17 protein-coding genes are annotated in these 20,245 nt (G+C 71.1%); 12 read left to right on the top strand and 5 right to left on the bottom strand.

What is annotated here, in order from left to right:
• Positions 1-39 precede the first annotated feature (39 nt).
• Entirely contained in the window at positions 40-555 is a 516-nt protein-coding gene (locus ACH4D5_RS06660; RefSeq protein ID WP_398299284.1) for a hypothetical protein, read from the bottom strand.
• A gap of 197 nt (positions 556-752) precedes the next feature.
• Between ACH4D5_RS06660 and nfi the strand changes: the two genes are divergently transcribed.
• A complete protein-coding gene (nfi, locus tag ACH4D5_RS06655) occupies positions 753-1,445 on the top strand; it encodes a deoxyribonuclease V (RefSeq protein ID WP_398299283.1) in 693 nt (230 codons plus the stop codon).
• Between the two features lie 71 nt (positions 1,446-1,516).
• On the top strand, positions 1,517-2,962 hold the full coding sequence (locus ACH4D5_RS06650) for a glyceraldehyde-3-phosphate dehydrogenase (RefSeq protein WP_398299281.1): 1,446 nt from the start codon (positions 1,517-1,519) through the stop codon (positions 2,960-2,962).
• A 53-nt stretch (positions 2,963-3,015) separates the two neighbouring features.
• On the opposite strand, the gene ACH4D5_RS06645 is transcribed toward ACH4D5_RS06650, so the two are convergent.
• Positions 3,016-4,239, bottom strand: coding sequence for a saccharopine dehydrogenase family protein (locus ACH4D5_RS06645; RefSeq protein ID WP_398299279.1), 1,224 nt, complete (start codon positions 4,237-4,239; stop codon positions 3,016-3,018).
• Between the two features lie 72 nt (positions 4,240-4,311).
• A complete protein-coding gene (locus ACH4D5_RS06640; protein ID WP_398299277.1) occupies positions 4,312-4,761 on the bottom strand; it encodes a DUF523 domain-containing protein in 450 nt (149 codons plus the stop codon).
• 156 nt (positions 4,762-4,917) lie between these two features.
• On the opposite strand from ACH4D5_RS06640, the gene ACH4D5_RS06635 reads away from it, so the two are divergent.
• From ACH4D5_RS06635 to ACH4D5_RS06615, 5 genes are all read left to right on the top strand, one after another.
• On the top strand, positions 4,918-6,069 hold the full coding sequence (locus ACH4D5_RS06635; RefSeq protein ID WP_398299275.1) for a CaiB/BaiF CoA transferase family protein: 1,152 nt from the start codon (positions 4,918-4,920) through the stop codon (positions 6,067-6,069).
• Positions 6,069-7,094: an LLM class F420-dependent oxidoreductase gene (locus ACH4D5_RS06630; protein ID WP_398299273.1), complete on the top strand. Its 1,026-nt coding sequence runs from the start codon at positions 6,069-6,071 to the stop codon at positions 7,092-7,094. The genes ACH4D5_RS06635 and ACH4D5_RS06630 overlap by 1 nt, the downstream gene beginning before the upstream one ends.
• A 10-nt stretch (positions 7,095-7,104) precedes the next feature.
• Positions 7,105-8,247 carry an acyl-CoA dehydrogenase family protein gene (locus ACH4D5_RS06625; protein WP_398299271.1) on the top strand — a complete coding sequence of 381 codons (1,143 nt, stop codon included), beginning with the start codon at positions 7,105-7,107 and terminating at the stop codon, positions 8,245-8,247.
• Positions 8,248-8,313: 66 nt separating this feature from the next.
• Entirely contained in the window at positions 8,314-9,528 is a 1,215-nt protein-coding gene (locus ACH4D5_RS06620; protein ID WP_398299269.1) for an acetyl-CoA C-acetyltransferase, read from the top strand.
• Positions 9,529-9,826: 298 nt separating this feature from the next.
• Positions 9,827-12,010, top strand: coding sequence for a 3-hydroxyacyl-CoA dehydrogenase NAD-binding domain-containing protein (locus tag ACH4D5_RS06615; protein ID WP_398299267.1), 2,184 nt, complete (start codon positions 9,827-9,829; stop codon positions 12,008-12,010).
• A gap of 38 nt (positions 12,011-12,048) precedes the next feature.
• Here ACH4D5_RS06615 and ACH4D5_RS06610 read toward each other — a convergent pair whose 3' ends face one another.
• Positions 12,049-12,798, bottom strand: a complete 750-nt coding sequence (locus ACH4D5_RS06610) for a MerR family transcriptional regulator (protein ID WP_398299265.1) — start codon at positions 12,796-12,798, stop codon at positions 12,049-12,051.
• A gap of 132 nt (positions 12,799-12,930) precedes the next feature.
• Here ACH4D5_RS06610 and ACH4D5_RS06605 point away from each other — a divergent pair, with 132 nt between their 5' ends.
• From ACH4D5_RS06605 to ACH4D5_RS06585, 5 genes are all read left to right on the top strand, one after another.
• Positions 12,931-14,745, top strand: a complete 1,815-nt coding sequence (locus ACH4D5_RS06605; RefSeq protein WP_398299263.1) for an AMP-dependent synthetase/ligase — start codon at positions 12,931-12,933, stop codon at positions 14,743-14,745.
• Positions 14,746-14,904: 159 nt separating this feature from the next.
• Complete coding sequence (locus ACH4D5_RS06600) at positions 14,905-16,374, top strand: amino acid permease (protein WP_398299261.1); 1,470 nt, start codon at positions 14,905-14,907, stop codon at positions 16,372-16,374.
• Between the two features lie 111 nt (positions 16,375-16,485).
• Positions 16,486-16,890, top strand: a complete 405-nt coding sequence (locus ACH4D5_RS06595) for a hypothetical protein (protein WP_398299259.1) — start codon at positions 16,486-16,488, stop codon at positions 16,888-16,890.
• A 70-nt stretch (positions 16,891-16,960) separates the two neighbouring features.
• Positions 16,961-17,758, top strand: coding sequence for an alpha/beta fold hydrolase (locus ACH4D5_RS06590; RefSeq protein WP_398299257.1), 798 nt, complete (start codon positions 16,961-16,963; stop codon positions 17,756-17,758).
• A gap of 67 nt (positions 17,759-17,825) precedes the next feature.
• Positions 17,826-18,692 (top strand): oxygenase MpaB family protein, encoded by an 867-nt coding sequence (locus ACH4D5_RS06585; RefSeq protein WP_398299255.1) that lies wholly within the window; start codon positions 17,826-17,828, stop codon positions 18,690-18,692.
• Between the two features lie 27 nt (positions 18,693-18,719).
• Here the strand turns inward: ACH4D5_RS06585 and ACH4D5_RS06580 are convergent, their stop codons facing one another.
• Positions 18,720-20,234, bottom strand: coding sequence for a M1 family metallopeptidase (locus ACH4D5_RS06580; RefSeq protein ID WP_398299253.1), 1,515 nt, complete (start codon positions 20,232-20,234; stop codon positions 18,720-18,722).
• Positions 20,235-20,245: the final 11 nt, after the last annotated feature.

Genomic DNA, 20,245 nt, shown 5'->3' with positions numbered 1-20,245 from the left:
GGTGTGCGGCCGGCGGGTGACCGGTCGGCGTGCGCCGGGTCAGCGCTCCACGGGCCGCACGGTCACCGAGGTCGGCGAGAGCGTCGCGTCGACCCAGATCTCGGTGCCCCGCGCCACGGCGGCGGAGCTGCGGGCCGCGAACTTCACGCGCTGGCCCGCGAGGTGCAGCAGCACTTCGCCGTAGCCGTCGGCCGGGATCGCGGTGACCACGGACCCCGGGGTGCCCACGAGGTCGTCGCCGCGCGGGGTGCGGGCGGTCTGGTCACGCATCAGGGCCCGGGTGAACTTCCACGTCACCCAGCCCGCGCCGGTCCCGGCGCAGGCTCCCGCGACGGTGGCGGGGCCCGCGCCGAGTCCGGTGGTGCCGAGCACGAGCGCCCCGCCGAAGCCGAGCATGGACACGAACCCGGCGACGACCGGCAGTGAGAGGAGGCCGTCGAAGAGCCCGTCCAGCGCGCCCGCCCCGCCGAAGAGGCTGTCGAGCACCCCGTCGAGGACGAGCGAGAGCGCCAGCAGCACGATCCCCGTGATGCCGAGAACCAGAAACACCGTCATCGGATCACTTCCCCCGTCAAGCCGTTCACCTCGGTACGGGGCGATCCTGGCACGGCGGCAAAAGCTCTGACATTGCCTGCTTCCGGCAATCTTTACGCTTCTTTAATGCCGGACATCCAGGTCCGTGATGCCGGACATCCGGGCCGCCTCTGGCGGTCGTCGTCCCTCGTCGGCGCCCAACTAGGCTGGCCCGCACCATGATCAGCCACACACTGCCCCCTGACTGGCCCACCGACGAACGGACGGCCCGCGCCGTCCAGGACGAATTGCGCGCTCGCGTCGTCCTCGACGAAGAGGGCCCGCCGCCCGGCACGGGACACGTGACCGGGGTGGACGTCGCCTACGACGACGAACGGGACGTCGTCGCCGCGGCCGTCGTCGTCCTGGACGCCGCGACGCTCGACGTGGTCGAGGAGTCGACGGCGGTCGGCACGGTGGCGTTCCCCTATGTGCCGGGCCTGCTGGCGTTCCGCGAGATCCCGGCGGTCCGCGCCGCGCTCGACGGGCTGCGGGCCGACCCCGGGCTCGTCGTCTGCGACGGCTACGGCATCGCCCACCCGCGCCGCTTCGGCCTCGCGAGCCACCTCGGCGTCCTGACCGGGCTGCCCACGCTGGGCGTCGCCAAGAACCCCTTCACCTTCTCGTACGACGCCCCGGCCGCCGCGCGGGGGAGCGGGGCGCCGCTGCTGGACGGCGCCGAGGAGGTGGGCCGCGCGCTGCGCACCCGAGAGGGTGTGAAGCCGGTCTTCGTCTCGGTCGGCCACCGCGTGAGCCTGGCCAACGCCTGCGAGCACGTCCTGCGGCTGACGCCCCGCTACCGCCTCCCGGAGTCCACCCGGCGCGCGGACGCCCTGTGCCGCAAGGCTCTGCGGGAGGCGACCGGAGCGTGAGTGACCGGGTTGAACGATCAAATGAGGGGCGGGTTAGCATATGAGCGCCGCCTAGCTCGAAAGATACTTCTGTGACTGTCAATGACGACTCGTTCACCAATTGGAAGCACCGCGAGGAGATCGCGGAGTCGATGATCCCGATCATCGGGAAGCTGCACCGCGAGCGGGACGTGACGGTCCTGCTGCACAGCCGCTCCTTGGTGAACAAGTCGGTGGTCAGCATCCTGAAGACCCACCGATTCGCCCGGCAGATCGCCGGCGCGGAGCTCTCGGTCACCGAGACGCTGCCGTTCCTGCGGGCGCTCACCACCCTCGACCTCGGCCCCTCGCAGATCGACATCGGCATGCTCGCCGCGACGTACCGGACCGACGACCGCGGTCTGAGCGTCGAGGAGTTCACCGCCGAGGCCGTCGCCGGCGCCACGGGCGAGAACAAGATCGAGTGCCGCGAGGGCCGCGACGTCGTCCTCTACGGCTTCGGCCGCATCGGCCGCCTCGTCGCCCGCCTGCTCATCGAGAAGGCGGGCTCCGGCAACGGCCTGCGACTGCGTGCCGTTGTCGTGCGCCGTGGTGGAGAGCAGGACATCGTCAAGCGCGCCTCGCTGCTGCGCCGCGACTCCATCCACGGCCAGTTCCAGGGCACGATCACCGTCGACGAGGCGAACAGCACGATCGTCGCCAACGGCAACGAGATCAAGGTGATCTACGCCAACGACCCCTCCGAGGTCGACTACACGGCGTACGGCATCAAGGACGCCATCCTCATCGACAACACCGGCAAGTGGCGGGACCGCGAGGGCCTCTCGCAGCACCTGCGCCCCGGCATCGACAAGGTCGTCCTGACCGCCCCGGGCAAGGGCGACGTCCCGAACATCGTGCACGGCGTCAACCACGACACGATCAAGCCGGACGAGCAGATCCTGTCCTGCGCCTCCTGCACCACCAACGCGATCGTGCCGCCGCTCAAGGCGATGGCGGACGAGTACGGCGTGGTGCGCGGCCATGTGGAGACCGTCCACTCGTTCACCAACGACCAGAACCTGCTGGACAATTACCACAAGGCGGACCGCCGAGGCCGCTCCGCGCCGCTCAACATGGTCATCACGGAGACCGGGGCCGCCTCCGCCGTCGCCAAGGCGCTGCCGGACCTCAAGGCGCCGATCACGGGCAGCTCGATCCGCGTGCCGGTGCCGGACGTCTCGATCGCCATCCTCAGCCTGCGGCTCGGCCGCGAGGCGACCCGCGACGAGGTCCTCGACTACCTCCGCAACGTGTCGCTGACCTCGCCGCTCAAGCGTCAGATCGACTTCACCAGCGCCCCCGACGCGGTCTCCAACGACTTCATCGGCTCGCGCCACGCCTCGATCGTCGACGCCGGCGCCACCAAGGTCGACGGCGACAACGCGATCCTCTACCTGTGGTACGATAACGAGTTCGGCTACTCGTGCCAGGTCATCCGGGTCGTCCAGTACGTCTCCGGGGTGGAGTACCCGACCTACCCGGTGCCGGTGGTCTGACCTGCCGATGGATGCCCCGCACGGGAACGTGCGGGGCATCTGCGCGCGCCGTGCTACCGCACCGAGGCGACCCGGAACGACATCCCCGCCGCCCGCAGCCGCGCGAGCAGCGCGTCGCCCATCGCCACTGCGGTGGTCACCTGCCCCGCGGTCGGCGGCAGGGTGTCGAGGGCGAGGCACAGCGCCGACTCGGCGAGGATCTTCGCCGTCTCGTCGTAGCCGGGGTCGCCGCCCGAGACCTCGGTGAAGACCCGCTTGCCGCCGCCCTCGCCGACGAACCGCACCGAGAACCACGTCTTGGCCCGCCGCTCCTGGCTCGGCCCGTCGCCGGGCTTCAGCCGGCCCGACAACCACCGTCGCGCGGGCGGCAGTTGCGCGGCCGCCAGCAGACCGCCGAGGGCCACCGGTGCGCCCAGCGCGACCGGCAGCGTCTTCACGGCCGCGTAGTGCCGGTAGCGGAAGTCGGGCCCGTACCGCTCCAGGGCGCGCGCCGAGCGCTGCACCACCTGCGGGTCGATCGTCGGCAACGGCAGTGCCCACGCGCCCACTTCAGCTGCGTACCGGGGCGCGCTCGGCGGGGCGTACGCCTTGCGGTCCGTCGGGCGCGGCTCGTGGCGCCGTCGCTCCTTCGCGGCGGCCAGCATCTGCGGGGCCCGCGCGAACTGGTTGAGCGCGGAGGCGAACGTGCCGCCCGAGAACTGGCCGTTGGTTCGCACGAAACCGTCGACGCGCAGCGGCACTCCCTCGGGCAGCTGCTGCACGGTGAAGTACGCACCCAGGTCGTGCGGGACCGAGTCGAAGCCGCAGGCGTGCACCAAGCGCGCGCCGGTCTCCCGCGCGCGGGAGTCGTGCTTCACGTACATCAGGTCGACGAACTCCGGCTCGCCCGTCAGGTCCACGTAGTCCGTGCCCGCCTCCGCGCACGCGGCGACCAGGTCCTGCCCGTACGTCAGATAGGGGCCGACGGTCGTGGCGACCACGCGCGCGTGGGCGGCCATCTCCCGCAGGGATTCCGGGTCCGCCACATCGGCGCGCACCAGGGGGAGTTCGGCGCACGCGGGGTCGAGTGCGGCCAGGCGCTCGCGCAGCCGCTCCAACTTCCCCGTGTCGCGCCCCGCGATGGCCCACCGCAACCCCTCAGGGGCGTGCGAGGCGAGGTACTCGGCGGTGAGCACCCCCACGAAGCCGGTCGCTCCGAAGAGCACGATGTCGTAGGCGCGTTCCGTCTTCGCGCCGGTCTCGTCGTTCCCGTCGCTTTCGCCGTGCTGACTGGTCATGACACCTCTCCGCTGTACGCCCCCGTGCGGTCGTGAGTGGCCGAGGCTAGCGTGCGCGCGCCGGAGCCCGGCCTACACCCCCGGCGCCGGCCGCACCTTGAGGCCGTTCCGCTCGAACAGGGCCGCGGTGACCCCGTCGCCCGCCACCAACTCCCCGCCGAACGACCCGTCGTACACCGTCCCACGGCCGCACGACGGGCTGCGCGGCATCAGCAGCGCCTCCGTGCACCCGCCGTGCCGCGCGGCGGCCAGCGCGCGCCGCGCGCCGTCCACGAACTCGGCCGTCACGTCGCGTCCGGTGTCCTCGACCACCCGCGCGGTGCCGTCAAGGACGTCATGCCCGTCGCCCCCGACGAGCTCGGCGGGGCGGCGCGGCGTCGGCAGGCCCCCGGCGGCCTCGGGGCAGAACGACACGACCGTGCGGCCCGCCACCGCCTCGTCGAGCTCCGGCAAGGCCTTGTCCCGGCCGTCGTAGCGGCAGGGCACTCCCCGCAGACATGCGCTGACCAGTACGGAATCCATGCCTCCAGGCTAGGCGCCGCACGGCCGGGAGTGGGCGGCGCCCCGGAATTGGCTAAGCGCTTGCTCGCCAGGGGCTTGTGCACGGTGGAACACGTTCTTAGCATCACTGGTGTTACATCAGTTGTGTCATAGCTGGGTCATAGCGCTGGGGGCTCAATGGCAGTGCCGGGCAAGAGCGTTCACGGACCGCTCGCCGGAGTGCGCGTGGTGGAGCTGGCGGGCATCGGGCCCGGCCCGTTCGCGGCCATGCTGCTGGCCGATCTCGGCGCGGACGTCGTGCGCGTCGACCGCCCCCGCGGCGGCGGCCTCGCGATCGATCCCGATTACGACGTGACCAACCGCAACAAACGCTCCGTCGTCATCGACCTGAAGGCCGATGACGGCGCGGCCCGCGTCCTCGACCTGGCCGAGCGCGCCGACGTCCTCATCGAGGGCTACCGGCCGGGCGTGGCCGAGCGCCTCGGCGTCGGCCCCGAGGCCTGCCACGCCCGCAACCCCGCGCTCGTCTACGGCCGGATGACCGGCTGGGGCCAGGAGGGACCGCTCGCACAGCGTGCCGGGCACGACATCGCGTACATCGCCATCACCGGCACCCTCGGCATGATCGGCAACGCCGACGAGCCGCCAGCGATCCCCGCGAACCTCGTCGGCGACTACGCGGGCGGCTCGCTCTATCTGGTCGTCGGCGTCCTCGCGGCGCTCAACCACGCGCGCGTGCACGGCACCGGGCAGGTCGTGGACGCCGCGATCGTCGACGGCGCGGCCCACCTCTCCGCGATGATCCACGGCATGCTCGCGGCCGGCGGCTGGCAGGACCGCCGCGGCGCCAACCTCCTCGACGGCGGCTGCCCGTTCTACGGCACTTACGAAACCGCGGACGGCGGCTACATGGCGGTCGGCTCCCTGGAGCAGCAGTTCTACGACGAGTTCATCGCCCTGCTCGGCCTCGCCGACGTGGCACCCGCCCGCAAGGACCTGGCCCGCTGGGGCGAGCTGCGCGAGGCGGTCGCCACCCGCTTCAGGGAACGTACGCGCGACGAGTGGACGGCCGTCTTCGAGGACTCCGACGCGTGCGTGGCGCCCGTGCTGTCCCTGCGCGAGGCGCCCGCCCACCCGCACCTCGCCGCGCGCGGCACCTTCGTCGACCACGGCGGCATCACCCAGCCCGCCCCCGCGCCCCGCTTCTCCGCGACCCCGACGCGGGTCCGCACGGGTCCCGCGCAGCCCGGCGCCGACACCGCCGAGGTGGCCCGCGACTGGGACGTACCGGCGCTCGCGACAGAGCAGCCAGAGAAGGAAGACGACTGATGGAGCTGTCCTCACCCCTCGCCTACGCCGGCGACCCCCGCGAGGCGGCCGACAACGTCGCCGCGCTGGAGTCCGCGGGCCTGGACGCCGTGTGGGTCGCGGAGGCGTACGGCTTCGACTCGCCCACGATCATGGGCTACCTCGCGGCGCGTACGGAGCGCATGAAGATCGGCGCCGCCATCCTCAACGTCTACTCCCGCACCCCCGCCCTCATCGCCCAGACCGCCGCCGGACTCGACGCGGTCTCCGGCGGGCGCGCCATCATCGGCCTCGGTGCCTCCGGCCCCCAGGTCGTCGAGGGCTGGCACGGCAAGGCGTACGACAAGCCGCTCGGCCGCACCCGCGAGACCATCGAGCTGACCCGCCGCATCCTGCGCCGCGAGGTCATCGACCACCACGGCATCACGGACATGCCGCTGCCTCCGGAGAAGGGCGGCAGGCTCGGCAAGCCCCTGAAGATCCTCACGAAGCCGGTGCGCCCCGAAGTACCGCTGTACGTCGCCTCCCTGGGCCCCGCCAACGTCCGCATGACCGCCGAGGTCGCCGACGGCTGGCTGCCCACCCTCTTCATCCCGGAGAAGGCGCACGAGGTGTGGGGCGCCGCGCTCGCCGCCGGCAAGGAGAAGCGCGATCCGGCCCTCGGCCCGCTCCGGACCGTCGCCGGGGGACTGCTCGCCATCGGCGACGACGCGGCGGCCGCACGGGACCTCGCGCGACCCCAGATCGCCCTCTACGTAGGCGGCATGGGCGCGAAGGGGAAGAACTTCTACAACGACCTCGCGGTCGCGTACGGCTACGGAAAAGAGGCCGCGCGCATCCAGGAGCTCTACCTGGCAGGGAAGAAGAAGGAGGCCGAGGCCGCCGTCCCGGACGAGTTCTGCGAGCTCATGTCGCTCTGCGGCCCCGAAGGCTATGTCCGCGAACGCGTCGAGGCCTTCCGCGCCGCGGGCGTCACCATGCTCAACGTCATACCCGTCGGCCCCGAGCCGGCCGCACTGATCGAAACCGTCAAGGGCTGGCTCTAGGAGGCCGTACGTGAAGCGACAGATCTTCTCCGCGGAACACGAGGCGTTCCGCGAGACCGTCCGCACCTTCCTCGCCAAGGAGGTGCTGCCGCACTACGAGCAGTGGGAGAAGGACGGGATCGTCAGCCGTGACGCCTGGCTCGCCGCCGGCAAGCAGGGCCTGCTCGGCCTCGCCGTCCCCGAGGAGTACGGAGGCGGCGGGAACGACGACTTCCGCTACTCCGCGGTCCTCGCCGAGGAGTTCACGCGCGCGGGCGCCGCCGGGCTCGCGATCGGCCTGCACAACGACATCATCGGCCCCTATCTGACCTCGCTCGCCACCGAGGAGCAGAAGCGGCGCTGGCTGCCCGGCTTCTGCACCGGCGAGACCATCACGGCCATCGCGATGACCGAGCCCGGCGCCGGCTCCGACCTCCAGGGCATCCGCACCAGTGCCGAGGACCACGGCGACCACTGGGTGCTCAACGGCTCCAAGACGTTCATCTCGAACGGCATCCTCGCCGACCTCGTCATCGTCGTCGCCAAGACGTCCCCGGAAGGCGGCGCCCACGGACTGTCGCTCCTCGTCGTCGAGCGCGGCACGGAGGGCTTCGAGCGGGGCCGCAACCTCGACAAGATCGGCCAGAAGGCCCAGGACACGGCGGAGCTCTTCTTCAACGACGTGCGCGTCCCCAAGGAGAACCTGCTCGGCGAGCTCAACGGCGCCTTCATCCACCTGATGACGAACCTCGCGCAGGAGCGCATGGGCATCGCCGTCGCCGGGATCGCCGCCGCCGAGCACCTCCTGGACATCACCACGACCTACGTGAAGGAGCGGGAGGCCTTCGGGCGGCCGCTGGCCAAGCTTCAGCACATCCGCTTCGAGATCGCGGAGATGGCCACCGAGTGCGCCGTCACCCGCACGTTCCTCGACCGGTGCATCGTCGACCACTCGAACGGCGAACTCGACGCCGTGCACGCGTCGATGGCGAAGTGGTGGGCCACCGAGCTGCAGAAGCGGGTCGCCGACCGCTGCCTGCAACTGCACGGCGGGTACGGCTACATGGCGGAGTACCGCGTCGCCAAGGCCTTCACCGACGGCCGCATCCAGACCATCTACGGCGGTACGACCGAGATCATGAAGGAGATCATCGGCCGCTCGCTCCTCGGCTGACCTCTCAGGCCCCTCGACCCTCCCGGACACCCCGGACCCTCCCGGACACCCCCGAAAGGCTCACGCGTGACCACCGAAGCGTACGTATACGACGCGATCCGCACCCCGCGCGGACGCGGCAAGGCCAACGGTGCCCTGCACGGCACCAAGCCGATCGACCTCGTCGTCGGCCTGATCCACGAGATCCAGGCACGGTTCCCGGACCTGGACCCGGCCGCCATCGACGACATCGTCCTCGGCGTGGTCGGCCCGGTCGGCGACCAGGGCTCCGACATCGCGCGGATCGCCGCCATCGCCGCCGGCCTGCCCGACACGGTCGCCGGCGTCCAGGAGAACCGCTTCTGCGCCTCCGGCCTCGAAGCGGTCAACCTCGCCGCGATGAAGGTCCGCTCGGGCTGGGAGGACCTGGTGCTCGCGGGCGGCGTCGAGTCGATGTCGCGGGTGCCGATGGCCTCCGACGGCGGCGCCTGGTTCAACGACCCGATGACCAACTTCGAGACCGGCTTCGCGCCGCAGGGCATCGGCGCCGACCTCATCGCCACCATCGAGGGCTTCTCGCGGCGCGACGTCGACGAGTACGCGGCCCTCTCGCAGGAGCGCGCCGCCGCGGCCTGGAAGGACGGCCGCTTCGACAGGTCCGTCGTACCGGTCAAGGACCGCAACGGCCTCGTCGTCCTCGACCACGACGAGCACATGCGGCCCGGCACCACCGCCGACTCCCTGGCCAAGCTGAAGCCGTCCTTCAAGGACATCGGCGACATGGGGGGCTTCGACGCGGTCGCGCTGCAGAAGTACCACTGGGTCGAGGAGATCGACCACGTCCACCACGCGGGCAACTCCTCCGGCATCGTCGACGGCGCCTCACTGGTCGCCATCGGCACGAAGGAGATCGGCGAGCGGTACGGCCTCGCGCCGCGTGCGCGGATCGTCTCCGCGGCGGTCTCCGGCTCCGAGCCGCTGATCATGCTGACCGGGCCCGCGCCCGCGACCCGCAAGGCGCTCGCGAAGGCCGGGCTCACCATCGACGACATCGACCTCGTCGAGATCAACGAGGCGTTCGCGGCGGTCGTGCTGCGCTTCGTGAAGGACATGGGGCTGTCCCTGGACAAGGTGAACGTCAACGGGGGTGCGATCGCGCTCGGTCACCCGCTGGGGGCGACCGGGGCGATGATCCTCGGGACGCTGGTGGACGAGCTGGAGCGCAGGGATCTCCGGTACGGGTTGGCCACGTTGTGCGTGGGCGGGGGGATGGGCATCGCCACGATCGTCGAGCGGCTGTAGGGGTCGCGCCGTAGGGGCCGGGGTGCGTCGCCGACCGCGGGTGCGTCGTGGTTGCTCGCGCAGTTCCCCGCGCCCCTGAAGACACGCGGCTTCGCCGCAGTCTTCCCCGGACGCGCCCCTGAAGGCCTGCGGCTTCGCCGCGCCTTTCCCGGACGCGCCCCCTGAGACGGCGCACGAAGTGCGCCTTTCAGGGGCGCGGGGAACTGCGCGACCAGCCCCCACCCACCGCCAGTCGGCCACGAGCCCCGGCGATCTCCTCCCAGATTCCGCCTGCCACAGACTTCACGGAGAAACAGACATGACCGCAAGCACAACGATCCGCTGGGAACAGGACGACACCGGTGTCGTCACCCTCGTCCTCGACGACCCCAACCAGTCCGCGAACACCATGAACCAGGCGTTCAAGGACTCCATCGCGGCGATCGCCGACCGCGCGGAGGCCGCCGTCGCGGCCGACAAGGACGCCATCCGCGGGTTCATCTACACCTCCGCGAAGAAGACCTTCTTCGCGGGCGGCGACCTCAAGGACATGATCAAGGTCGGCCCGGAGAACGCCCAGCAGGCGTTCGACACGGGCAACGCGATCAAGAACTCGCTGCGCCGCATCGAGACCCTGGGCAAGCCCGTCGTCGCCGCCATCAACGGCGCGGCCCTCGGCGGCGGTTACGAGATCGCCCTCGCCTCCCACCACCGCATCGCCCTCGACGCCCCCGGCTCCAAGATCGGCCTGCCCGAGGTCACCCTCGGCCTGCTCCCGGCCGGCGGCGGCGTCACCCGCACCGTGCGCCTCATGGGCATCACGGACGCACTCCTCAAAGTGCTCCTCCAGGGCACGCAGTACAACCCGAAGCGCGCCCTGGAGAACGGCCTCGTCCACGAAGTGGCCGCCACTCCGGAGGAGATGATCGAGAAGGCCCGCGCCTTCATCGACGCCAACCCCGAGTCGCAGCAGCCCTGGGACAGGCCCGGCTACCGCATCCCGGGCGGCACCCCGGCGAACCCCAAGTTCGCGGCGAACCTCCCTGCCTTCCCCGCCAACCTCAAGAAGCAGACCGCGGGGGCCAATTACCCGGCCCCGCGGAACATCCTCGCGGCGGCCGTCGAGGGCTCCCAGGTCGACTTCGAGACCGCGCTGACCATCGAGGCCCGGTACTTCACCGAGCTGGTCACGGGCCAGGTCGCCAAGAACATGATCCAGGCGTTCTTCTTCGACCTCCAGGCCGTCAACTCCGGCGCCAACCGTCCCAAGGACATCGAGCCGCGCCAGGTCCGCAAGGTCGCCGTGCTCGGCGCGGGCATGATGGGCGCCGGCATCGCGTACTCCTGCGCCCGCGCGGGCATCGAGGTCGTCCTCAAGGACGTCTCCGCCGAAGCCGCAGCCAAGGGCAAGGGGTACTCCGAGAAGCTCTGCGCCAAGGCCGTCCAGCGGGGCCGTACGACCCAGGAGAAGGCGGACGCGCTGCTCGCCCGCATCACGCCGACCGCGGACCCGCAGGCCCTCGCGGGCTGTGACGCCGTGATCGAGGCGGTCTTCGAGGACACCTCGCTCAAGCACAAGGTGTTCCAGGAGATCCAGGACATCGTCGAACCGGACGCGCTGCTCTGCTCCAACACCTCCACGCTGCCCATCACCACGCTCGCGGAGGGCGTCTCGCGGCCCGTCGACTTCATCGGGCTCCACTTCTTCTCGCCCGTCGACAAGATGCCGCTCGTCGAGATCATCAAGGGCGAGCGGACCGGCGACGAGGCGCTCGCCCGCGCCTTCGACCTGGTGCGCCAGATCAACAAGACGCCGATCGTCGTCAATGACTCGCGCGGCTTCTTCACCTCGCGCGTCATCGGGCACTTCATCAACGAAGGCGTCGCGATGGTCGGCGAGGGCATCGAGCCCGCGTCCGTCGAGCAGGCGGCGGCCCAGGCGGGCTACCCGGCGAAGGTCCTGTCCCTGATGGACGAGCTGACCCTCACCCTGCCCCGCAAGATCCGCAACGAGACGAAGAAGGCCGTCGAGGAGGCGGGCGGCACCTGGGCGGGCCACCCCTCGGACACCGTGATCGACCGCATGGTCGACGAGTTCGAGCGCCCCGGCAGGAGCGGGGGAGCGGGCTTCTACGACTACGTGGACGGCAAGCGCGCCAAGCTCTGGCCGGGCCTGCGCGAGCACTTCACCAAGCCGGGGCACGAGATCCCGTTCAAGGACATGCAGGAGCGCATGCTCTTCTCCGAAGCGCTCGACACCGTACGCCTCCTGGAGGAGGGCGTCCTGACGTCGGTCGCCGATGCCAACATCGGCTCCATCCTCGGCATCGGCTTCCCGGGCTGGACGGGCGGCGTCCTGCAGTACATCAACGGCTACGAAGGCGGTCTGCCCGGATTCGTGGCACGCGCGCGTGAGCTCACCGAGCGCTACGGAGAGCGGTTCACGCCGCCCGCGCTGCTCATCGAGAAGGCGGAGAACGGCGAGACGTTCAGCGACGACTGACCTGTCGTCCGTCGCCCGTCACCGTCCGCGGGAGTGGCTCAGCCCTCCTTGAGCCACTCCCGCAGCTCCTCCTTGAGGGACCGCTGGAACGCGGTCACCAGCGCCTGCACCACCATCGGCTGCATATGGGCCGAGAGCGACCGCATCGCCGCCACGTGCTCGGGGTCCGACTCACGCTCGCGGTAGGGCCCCCAGACCTCGTCACGGAAGAGCCGGGACAGCTCGTGCGCGGCCTCGCGGGTGTGTTCCATCAGGACCGTGCGCGCCGCCAGGATCGTCTCGTGCGCAATCGGCACGTCCAGGAGCTGCACCCCGAGGCGCAGCAGGCCGAGGTCCACGCGGTACGTGCCCGGCACCGGGGTGCGGGCGATCACGCCCATCGCCGCGAGCCGGTCCAGGTCCTCGTCGTCGAGCGCGCGGCCCGCCCTGCGCTCCAGCTCGGCGTGCGGGGCGTCCTCCGCCGAGTCGGGCGCCCACGAGGCCACCACGGCACGGTGGATGGCCAGGTCGTGCGCGCTCAGGTCCGCGGGCAGCTGCTCCAGATACCGCTCGATCGCGGCGAGCGTCATGCCCTGGTGCTGGAGCTCCTCGATGAGCGCGAGCCGGGACAGGTGCTCCTGGCCGTAGTGGCCGACGCGGCGCGGCCCGATGACCGGGGGCGGGAGCAGCCCCTTGGTGCTGTAGAAGCGGATCGTGCGGACCGTGACGCCCGCGCGCGCGGCGAGTTCGTCGACCGTGAGCGTCGGCTCCTCGGCCCCGGTCGCGACACCCTCGGTGTCGGTCGTCATGGCGGCGCCATCCCTCCCCGGTCGGCTCGGGGGACGTCTCCCCGCTTCGTGCGTCAATCCGGTGCAACAGTATTGCTGGCACACCAGTGTTGTGAAACCCTCCGGCCCAATCGATGGCACCAGGAGGCGGTCATGACCACGATCCTGCGACTCCCCGGAGATCCTGCCGACATCACGCTCCCCGCCCTGCTGCTCCGCAACGCCGAGGACCACGGCGACCTGCCCGCGCTCTCGTGGCGTGCGGGGGAGGAGTGGTCGACGCTCACCTGGCGCGAGGCGCGGCGCAAGGTGGCCGTCCTCGCCGCCGGTTACGCCGCGCTCGGCGTCGAGCGCGGCGAGCACGTCCTGATGATGATGGGCAACCGCCCCGAGCACTGGCTGAGCGACCTCGCCCTGGTGCACCTCGGTGCCGTGCCCGTCACCGTGTACGGCACGTCGGCCCCCGAGCAGGTCGCGCACATCGTCCGGCACAGCCGGGCCCGCTTCGCGATCGTCGAGGGCGCCCGCGAACTGCCGCGCTGGGAACCCCTCCTGTCGGACGCCACGGCACCGCTGGAGCGCCTCGTCGTCGTGGAGGCGGCCGATGCGGGCGAACACCGCACGTACGGCTCCCTGCACGCCACCGGCAGCCGCCTCTTCAACCCCGACGCCTTCGAGAAGGCCTGGCGTGAGAACCGCCCGACCGACCCGCTCACCGTCGTCTACACCTCGGGCACCACCGGCGACCCCAAAGGCGTCCGCCTCACCCACCGCAACGTGATCCTCAACGGCATCGCCCTGGACGGCGTCGTCGAGCTCCCCGCACACGTCGGGCACATCTGCTACCTGCCCTTCGCGCACATCGCGGAGCGTCTGCTCGGCATCTACCTGCCGGTGCTCCGCGCCGCCCACGTCTATCTGTGCGCCGACCCCGCGCACGTGGCCGCCACCGCGCGCGAGCTGCGTCCCTCCCAGTTCTTCGGCGTCCCGCGCGTGTGGGAGAAGCTCGCCGCCTCCGTGCGGGCCGCGCTCGCCGGGCTGCCGGAGGAGCGGCGCCGCGCCATCGAGGCGGCGAACGAGACGGCACGCGCGCACGTCGCCTGCCGGGAGCGCGGGGAGGAGCCGCCCGCCGAGCTGGCGGCGGCGTATGCGGAGGCCAAGGAGAAGGTGCTCGACCCGCTGCTCGCCCTGGCCGGCTTCGACCGCCTCGTGTGGACGGCGAGCGCGTCGGCGCCGATGCCGGTGGACGTGGCCAGGTTCTGGGCCGGCTTCGGCCTCGTGATCATGGACGCGTGGGGGCTCACCGAGACCTCCGGCGTCGTCACGACGAACGGTCCCGACGGGTTCAGGATCGGCTCGGTGGGCCGCCCCCTCGAAGGCCTGGAGGTACGCGTCGCCGACGACGGCGAGATCCTGGTGCGCGGCGCGACGGTCTTCGACGGATACCTGCGGCCGGACGGCGGCGTCGACGACGCGCGGGACGCCGACGGCTGGTTCGCCACCGGCGACATCGGGCGGCTCGACACGGACGGCTACCTCTGGCTCACCGACCGCAAGAAGGAAATGATCGTGACCTCGACGGGCAAGAACGTCGCGCCCGCCCTCGTCGAGAGCGCGCTCAAGGAGCACCCGCTGATCGGGCAGGCCCTCGTCCACGGGGACGGCCGCTCGTATCTGGTGGCGCTGCTCGTCCTCGACCCGGAGATGGCGCCCGCCTGGGCCGCCGCGCGCGGCATCGAGGGGGAGCTCGCCACGCTGGTCACCCACGAGGCGGTCCTCGCGGAAGTGGCCCGCGCGGTGGAGGCCGCCAACGCGCGCCTGAACCGCACCGAGCAGATCAAGCGCTATCGGCTGCTCGCCGAGGAGTGGGGCCCGGAGACCGGCGAGCTGACGCCGTCCCTGAAGCTGCGCCGCCGGGTCATCCGTGACAAGTACATGCAGGTCATCGATGCTCTGTACACCCCCTGACCAGCATGTGAGAAGTCCCGCTATGTGACGTGTGCCACCGCGTGGGGGGCGATGTGTGGGGGAAGGTGTCCCGTCGGTCCGCGCGCGTCAGGGGTGTCGCGGGCCGGAGCACATCCGGACCCCGGAGCTCTTCCGGGCACCAGAGAGTAGATCCCCCACGTGAGCAAGGAAGCCGTAGATTCGGCCGTCCTGGACGCATCCCGCACCGATGCGCGCCAGGCCCCCGCGGACGCGGGCGACGCCGGTTACAGCAAGGACCTCAAGGCCCGTCACGTCAACATGATCGCGATCGGTGGCGCGATCGGCACCGGCCTCTTCCTGGGGGCGGGCGGCCGCCTCCACTCGGCGGGCCCCGCGCTCGCCCTCGCGTACCTCGTGTGCGGCATTTTCGCGTTCTTCGTCGTCAGGGCGCTCGGCGAGATGGTCCTGTACCGGCCCTCGTCCGGTTCGTTCGTCTCGTACGCGCGTGAGTTCCTGGGCGAGAAGGGCGCGTTCTTCGCCGGTTGGATGTACTTCCTCAACTGGTCGACCACCTGCATCGCCGACATCACGGCGATCGCGCTGTACACGCACTACTGGAGCTTCTTCACCGACATACCCCAGTGGGTGCTCGCGCTGATCGCCCTCGCGGTCGTGCTGTCGGTGAACCTGGTCTCGGTGAAGTACTTCGGCGAGATGGAGTTCTGGTTCTCGATCATCAAGGTGGCCGCACTGAGCGCCTTCATGATCATCGGTATCTTCCTGCTGGCCAGCCAGCACAAGGTGGGCGGCGAGACGCCCGGCCTCAACATGATCACCGACCACGGCGGCCTCATGCCGAACGGTCTGATGCCGGTCGTGATCGTGATGCAGGGCGTCGTCTTCGCGTACGCCTCGCTGGAGCTGGTCGGCGTCGCGGCGGGCGAGACCGCCGAGCCGCAGAAGATCGTCCCGCGCGCGGTGAACTCGATCATGTGGCGCGTCGGCCTCTTCTACGTCGGCTCCGTCGTCCTGCTCGCGCTGCTCCTGCCGGGCACGGTGTACTCGGCCGACCAGAGCCCGTTCGTGACGGTCCTGTCCAAGATCGGCGTACCGGCCGCCGGCGACGTGATGAACTTCGTGGTCCTCACCGCCGCCATGTCCTCGCTGAACTCCGGCCTCTACTCCACGGGCCGCATCCTGCGATCGATGGCCATGGCGGGGTCCGCCCCGAGGTTCACGGCCAAGATGAACCGGAACCAGGTGCCCTACGGCGGCATCCTGCTCACCGCCTCCCTCGGTGTCGTCGGCGTCGGCCTCAACAAGGTGGTTCCGGGCAAGGCCTTCGAGATCGTCCTGAACGTGGCCTCGCTCGGCATCATCGGCACCTGGATCACGATCATGGTCTGCCACCTCGCCTTCGTGCGCAGCGCGAAGCGCGGCGAGATCACCCGGCCGAAGTTCCAGCTCCCCTTCAGCGGCATCACCGAGTACGTGACGATCGCGTTCCTGCTCGCCGTCCTCTGCCTGATGTGGAAGGACGCCGAGGTCGGCCGCAAGACGTTGTTCCTCATCCCGGTCGTGGGCGCGGCCCTGGTCGTCGGCTGGTTCGGCGTGCGGCGCCGGGTGGAGCGCGAGGCGCAGAGCCTCACGGTGCCGAAGGACAGCTGACAGCGCGCCGCTGCGCGGAGGACGGCTCGGCCCGGTGCGGCATCGGTCGCACCGGGCAACTGGCCCGCATGTGTGCGTTGTTGCGCACGGATGAGCGGGTAGAGCCCCGACATGCAGTTCATCCCCGTGCAGCTCGTCCCCACGTGGCTCGGCCCCACGCAGCTCGGCCCCATCGCCCTGCTCTGTGCCCTTTGCCTCCTCGCCGTACGTCTCCTGTCCGGCGCCGGCCGGGTCCCCGTACTTGCAGCGCCGCCGGTGGACGGCAGCCGGCGGGAGCCGCGCGGAATGCTGCTCTCCGAGGCGCGCGCGGACGGGCCGTGGGAGGACGCAGGACCCCTCGCCACCGGCCAGGCCCGCGAGGAGGCCGAGCGTGCCGAGGCGGAGGCGGAGCTGCGCCGCCAGATCTCCGAGTGGGCGTCCGAAGTGGCGGGCCGCATCGCGGAGGCCCCGCGGACCGCCCCACGCGCCGACGCGTGGTCCGAGCCGGGGCCCGATCCGACGGGTTCCGGTCGCTAGGCGTACGCATTCACGCCCTCGTCCGCCGCCCCCACTGGTGGCCCGGCCCCCGCAGCCGGAGACTCGGGACATGGACGTCATGGTCTCGGTCAAGGACGGCGAACTGTGGTCGCACGACTCGGGTGAACCGAGCGGCACGGAAGGCGGCAGCCTTCCCCTGGTCCTGTTGCACCCCGGAGTCGGCGACTCCCGCATCTGGGACGGCATCCTGCCGAGCCTCACGGAGCGGCACCGGGTGATCCGTTACGACGCGCGGGGGTACGGCAGGTCGCCGGCCCCGACCTCCTCGTACTCCCTGGTGGAGGACCTGATCGCCGTCCTCGACCACTACGGGGTGGCCCGCGCGGTCCTGGCCGCCTCCAGCATGGGCGGCGCGACGGCCCTCAGCCTCGCGCTCCGCGACCCGGGGCGGGTGGCGAGCCTCGCCCTGGTCGTCCCGGGTGTCACCGGTGCCGCCGACCTGGTCCCGGCGGAGTTCATGGCCGAGATGGGCCGGCTCGCCGAGGCGCGCGACATCGACGGCATCGTGGCCCTGCTCAGGCGCACGTCGGGCGCCGCGGGCGCCGGGGGAGCGGACCCGGAGGTGGAGGCCCACATCAGGGCGGTGATCCCGGCCTGGTTCGCCAACCACCCCCACAACGTCCCCGACCCGCCCGTCTACGACCGGCTCGGCGAGCTCGACGTTCCGTGCGTCCTGGCCCTTGGGGAACTCGACCAGCCCGAGGTGGTCCGCGTGAACGAGACGATGGCGCAGCGCATCCCCGGCTGCCGCCTCGTCCGCCTCGAACACAGCGACCACTTCCCGACGGTCCGCGAACCCGACGCGGTCCTCGACGTCATCCTGGACGCGTACGCCCTGGCGCGCTGACGGCCCGTCCGCCCGCGGTCGCATACTGGAACACGCACGTACCGGGCACGGCCGAGGAGCACGTCACATGAACCACCACGCCGACGACCGCGACCCGGAACCGCCCCCGCCCGGTGGCATCCTCTGGAGCATCGCGGGCGACATCCGCATGTTCCTGATGCTGCCGCCCGCGCTCACCATGCAGGTCGCGCACCCGGCGGTCGGCGCGGGCGTCGACGAGCACTCCGTCTTCCGGACCGACCCGTGGGGGAGGGGCGAGCGCTCGGTGCGCTCGGTCCTGCTGTGGGTGTACGGCGGGGAAGAGGCCGCCGCGGAGGGCCGCAGGCTGCGCGCACTGCACCGCACCATCCAGGGCACGGACACGCGCGGCCGCCGCTACCACGCACTGACCCCCGCGAACTACGCATGGGTCCACGCCACCGGCTTCCCCGTCTACCAGCACGCGCAGAGGTACCTCGGCCGACCCTTCACCGAGGCACAGGAACGGCAGCTGTACGCGGAGTGGCTCAGGGTCGGGCGCGTCCTCGGCCTCCACGACCGGGACATGCCGCAGACGCTGGAGGAGTTCTGGCCGTACTACCGCAAGGTCCTCGCCGACGAGCTCGAACTCACGCGGGTGGCCGCCGAACTGACCGCCACCGACCAGCCCGTCCCGCCACCGGACCGCGGCCCGCTCCCCGTACGCCTGCTGCTGCGCGCCCTGTGGCCCGTACTGCTGCCCCCGCTGGCCCGCTTCCGCCGCTTCGTCACGATCGGCCTGATGCCGCCGGACGCCCGCGAGGCGATAGGCCTGCCCTGGACCGCCGCGCAGGAGCGCAGGCTGCGCCGCTTCGGCCGGGTGGTCCGCACCGTGGTGCCCCTCCTGCCGGAGCGCCTGCGCTATCTGCCCGCGGCCCGCAAGGCGAGGGCACGGCACCGCGCCGCCGGGCGGTAGACCCCGACGGCGCGGCGCACCCGGTCCTCAGTGACCGTGCTTGTCGGAGTGGCCGTGGTCGTGCACCCCGTTCGTCGCGGCGATCTGCTTCCACGACTTCGGCTTCGCCGGGGCGGCCGACGACCGGGCGATCCCGGCGTCCCGCGCGGCGGGAGCCGCCGGGCGCGACGGCTGGTAGAGCCACGTGTCGAACAGCTCCGCGAGCGGCTTGCCCGAGATCTTCTCGGCGTACTTCACGAAGTCGCCGACCTTGGCGTTGCCGTACGCGTGCTTCTTCGGCCACCCCTTCAGGATCTTGAAGAACGCCTCGTCGCCGACCTCGTTGCGCAGCGCCTGCAGCGCGAGCGCGCCCCGGTCGTAGACCGCGCCGTGGAACTGGTTGTCGGGGCCGGGGTCACCCGGCTTGACCTTCCAGAACGGGTCGTCCGCGGGGCGCAGGGAGTACACGTAGTCCGCAAGCTCCTGCGCGGTGCCCTCGCCCTCCTTCTCCGACCACAGCCACTGGCTGTAGCGGGCGAAGCCCTCGTTGACCCAGATGTCCTTCCAGTGGTGCACGGAGACGCTGTCGCCGTACCACTGGTGGGCGATCTCGTGGACGACGATCGACGCGTTGGAGCCGTTCGCGAACGCGGCGGGGCTGTAGAAGGGCCTGGTCTGCGTCTCCAGGGCGTAGCTGCTCTTCACGTTCGGCACGTAGCCGCCGAGCGCGTTGAAGGGGTACTTCCCGAAGACCGTCTCCAGCCACTCGGTGATCTCGGTGGTCCGCTCGATGCTGGCCCGTGCCGCACCGGCGTTGTCACCCAGATCCTTGCTGTACGCGTTCAGGACGGGCAGGCCGCTCTCCGTCTTGTCGGTCGTGATGTCGAACTTGCCGACCGCGAGCGTCGCGAGGTAACTGGCCTGCGGCTTGTTCGACCGCCAGCTGTAGCGGGTCCAGCCGAGGCGGGAACTCTGCGCCTGGAGCACGCCGTTGGAGATCGCCTGGGTGCCGTCGGGCACGGAGACGGAGACGTCGTACGTCGCCTTGTCCAGCGGGTGGTCGTTGGAGGGGAACCACCACACGGCGGCCTCCGGCTCCTGCGCCGCGACGCCGCCGTCCGGCGTCCGGTGCCAGGCCGTGTAACCGTTGATCTTCAGCTCGGACGGCTTGCCCGCGTACCGCACGACGACCGTGATGGCCGTGTCCTTCGGCAGCCCGGCCTGCGGGGTGATCTCCAGCTCCTGGTCGCCGGTCTTCTTGAACTTCGCCTTCTTGCCGTTGACCCGCACCTCGGAGACCTTGAGCCCGAAGTCGAGGTTGAAGCGCGAGAGGTCCTGCGTGGTGCGGGCGTTGAGTGTCGCCGTGCCTTCGAGAAGGTCCGTCCTGGGCTGGTACTTCAGCCGCAGGTCGTAGTGCGAGACGTCGTATCCGCCGTTGCCGCTCGCCGGGTAGTAGGGGTCGCCGATGCCCGGCGCCCCGGGGGAGAAGTCCGCCGCCGATGCCGGGATCGCCAGCAGGAGAGAGGCCGCGAGCGCGCCCGGGGCGATGAGTCTGCGGTGCACAAGAGCTCCAA

Source organism: Streptomyces sp. NPDC018029, assembly GCF_044327655.1.
GTDB lineage: Bacteria > Actinomycetota > Actinomycetes > Streptomycetales > Streptomycetaceae > Streptomyces.
The sequence above is the reverse complement of the archived record's forward strand: the minus strand, read 5'-3'. Positions and strand labels throughout refer to the sequence as shown.

What these genes read in the sequence shown, in the direction of transcription:
- ACH4D5_RS06630 (WP_398299273.1), top strand. Translation starts at nt 6,069, where the DNA reads ATGGAGCTGTCCTCACCCCTCGCCTACGCCGGCGACCCCCGCGAGGCG.
- ACH4D5_RS06615 (WP_398299267.1), top strand. Translation starts at nt 9,827, where the DNA reads ATGACCGCAAGCACAACGATCCGCTGGGAACAGGACGACACCGGTGTC.
- nfi (WP_398299283.1), top strand. Translation starts at nt 753, where the DNA reads ATGATCAGCCACACACTGCCCCCTGACTGGCCCACCGACGAACGGACG.
- ACH4D5_RS06640 (WP_398299277.1), bottom strand. Translation starts at nt 4,761, where the DNA reads ATGGATTCCGTACTGGTCAGCGCATGTCTGCGGGGAGTGCCCTGCCGC.
- ACH4D5_RS06605 (WP_398299263.1), top strand. Translation starts at nt 12,931, where the DNA reads ATGACCACGATCCTGCGACTCCCCGGAGATCCTGCCGACATCACGCTC.
- ACH4D5_RS06645 (WP_398299279.1), bottom strand. Translation starts at nt 4,239, where the DNA reads ATGACCAGTCAGCACGGCGAAAGCGACGGGAACGACGAGACCGGCGCG.
- ACH4D5_RS06590 (WP_398299257.1), top strand. Translation starts at nt 16,961, where the DNA reads ATGGACGTCATGGTCTCGGTCAAGGACGGCGAACTGTGGTCGCACGAC.
- ACH4D5_RS06595 (WP_398299259.1), top strand. Translation starts at nt 16,486, where the DNA reads ATGCAGTTCATCCCCGTGCAGCTCGTCCCCACGTGGCTCGGCCCCACG.
- ACH4D5_RS06610 (WP_398299265.1), bottom strand. Translation starts at nt 12,798, where the DNA reads ATGACGACCGACACCGAGGGTGTCGCGACCGGGGCCGAGGAGCCGACG.
- ACH4D5_RS06635 (WP_398299275.1), top strand. Translation starts at nt 4,918, where the DNA reads ATGGCAGTGCCGGGCAAGAGCGTTCACGGACCGCTCGCCGGAGTGCGC.
- ACH4D5_RS06585 (WP_398299255.1), top strand. Translation starts at nt 17,826, where the DNA reads ATGAACCACCACGCCGACGACCGCGACCCGGAACCGCCCCCGCCCGGT.
- ACH4D5_RS06660 (WP_398299284.1), bottom strand. Translation starts at nt 555, where the DNA reads ATGACGGTGTTTCTGGTTCTCGGCATCACGGGGATCGTGCTGCTGGCG.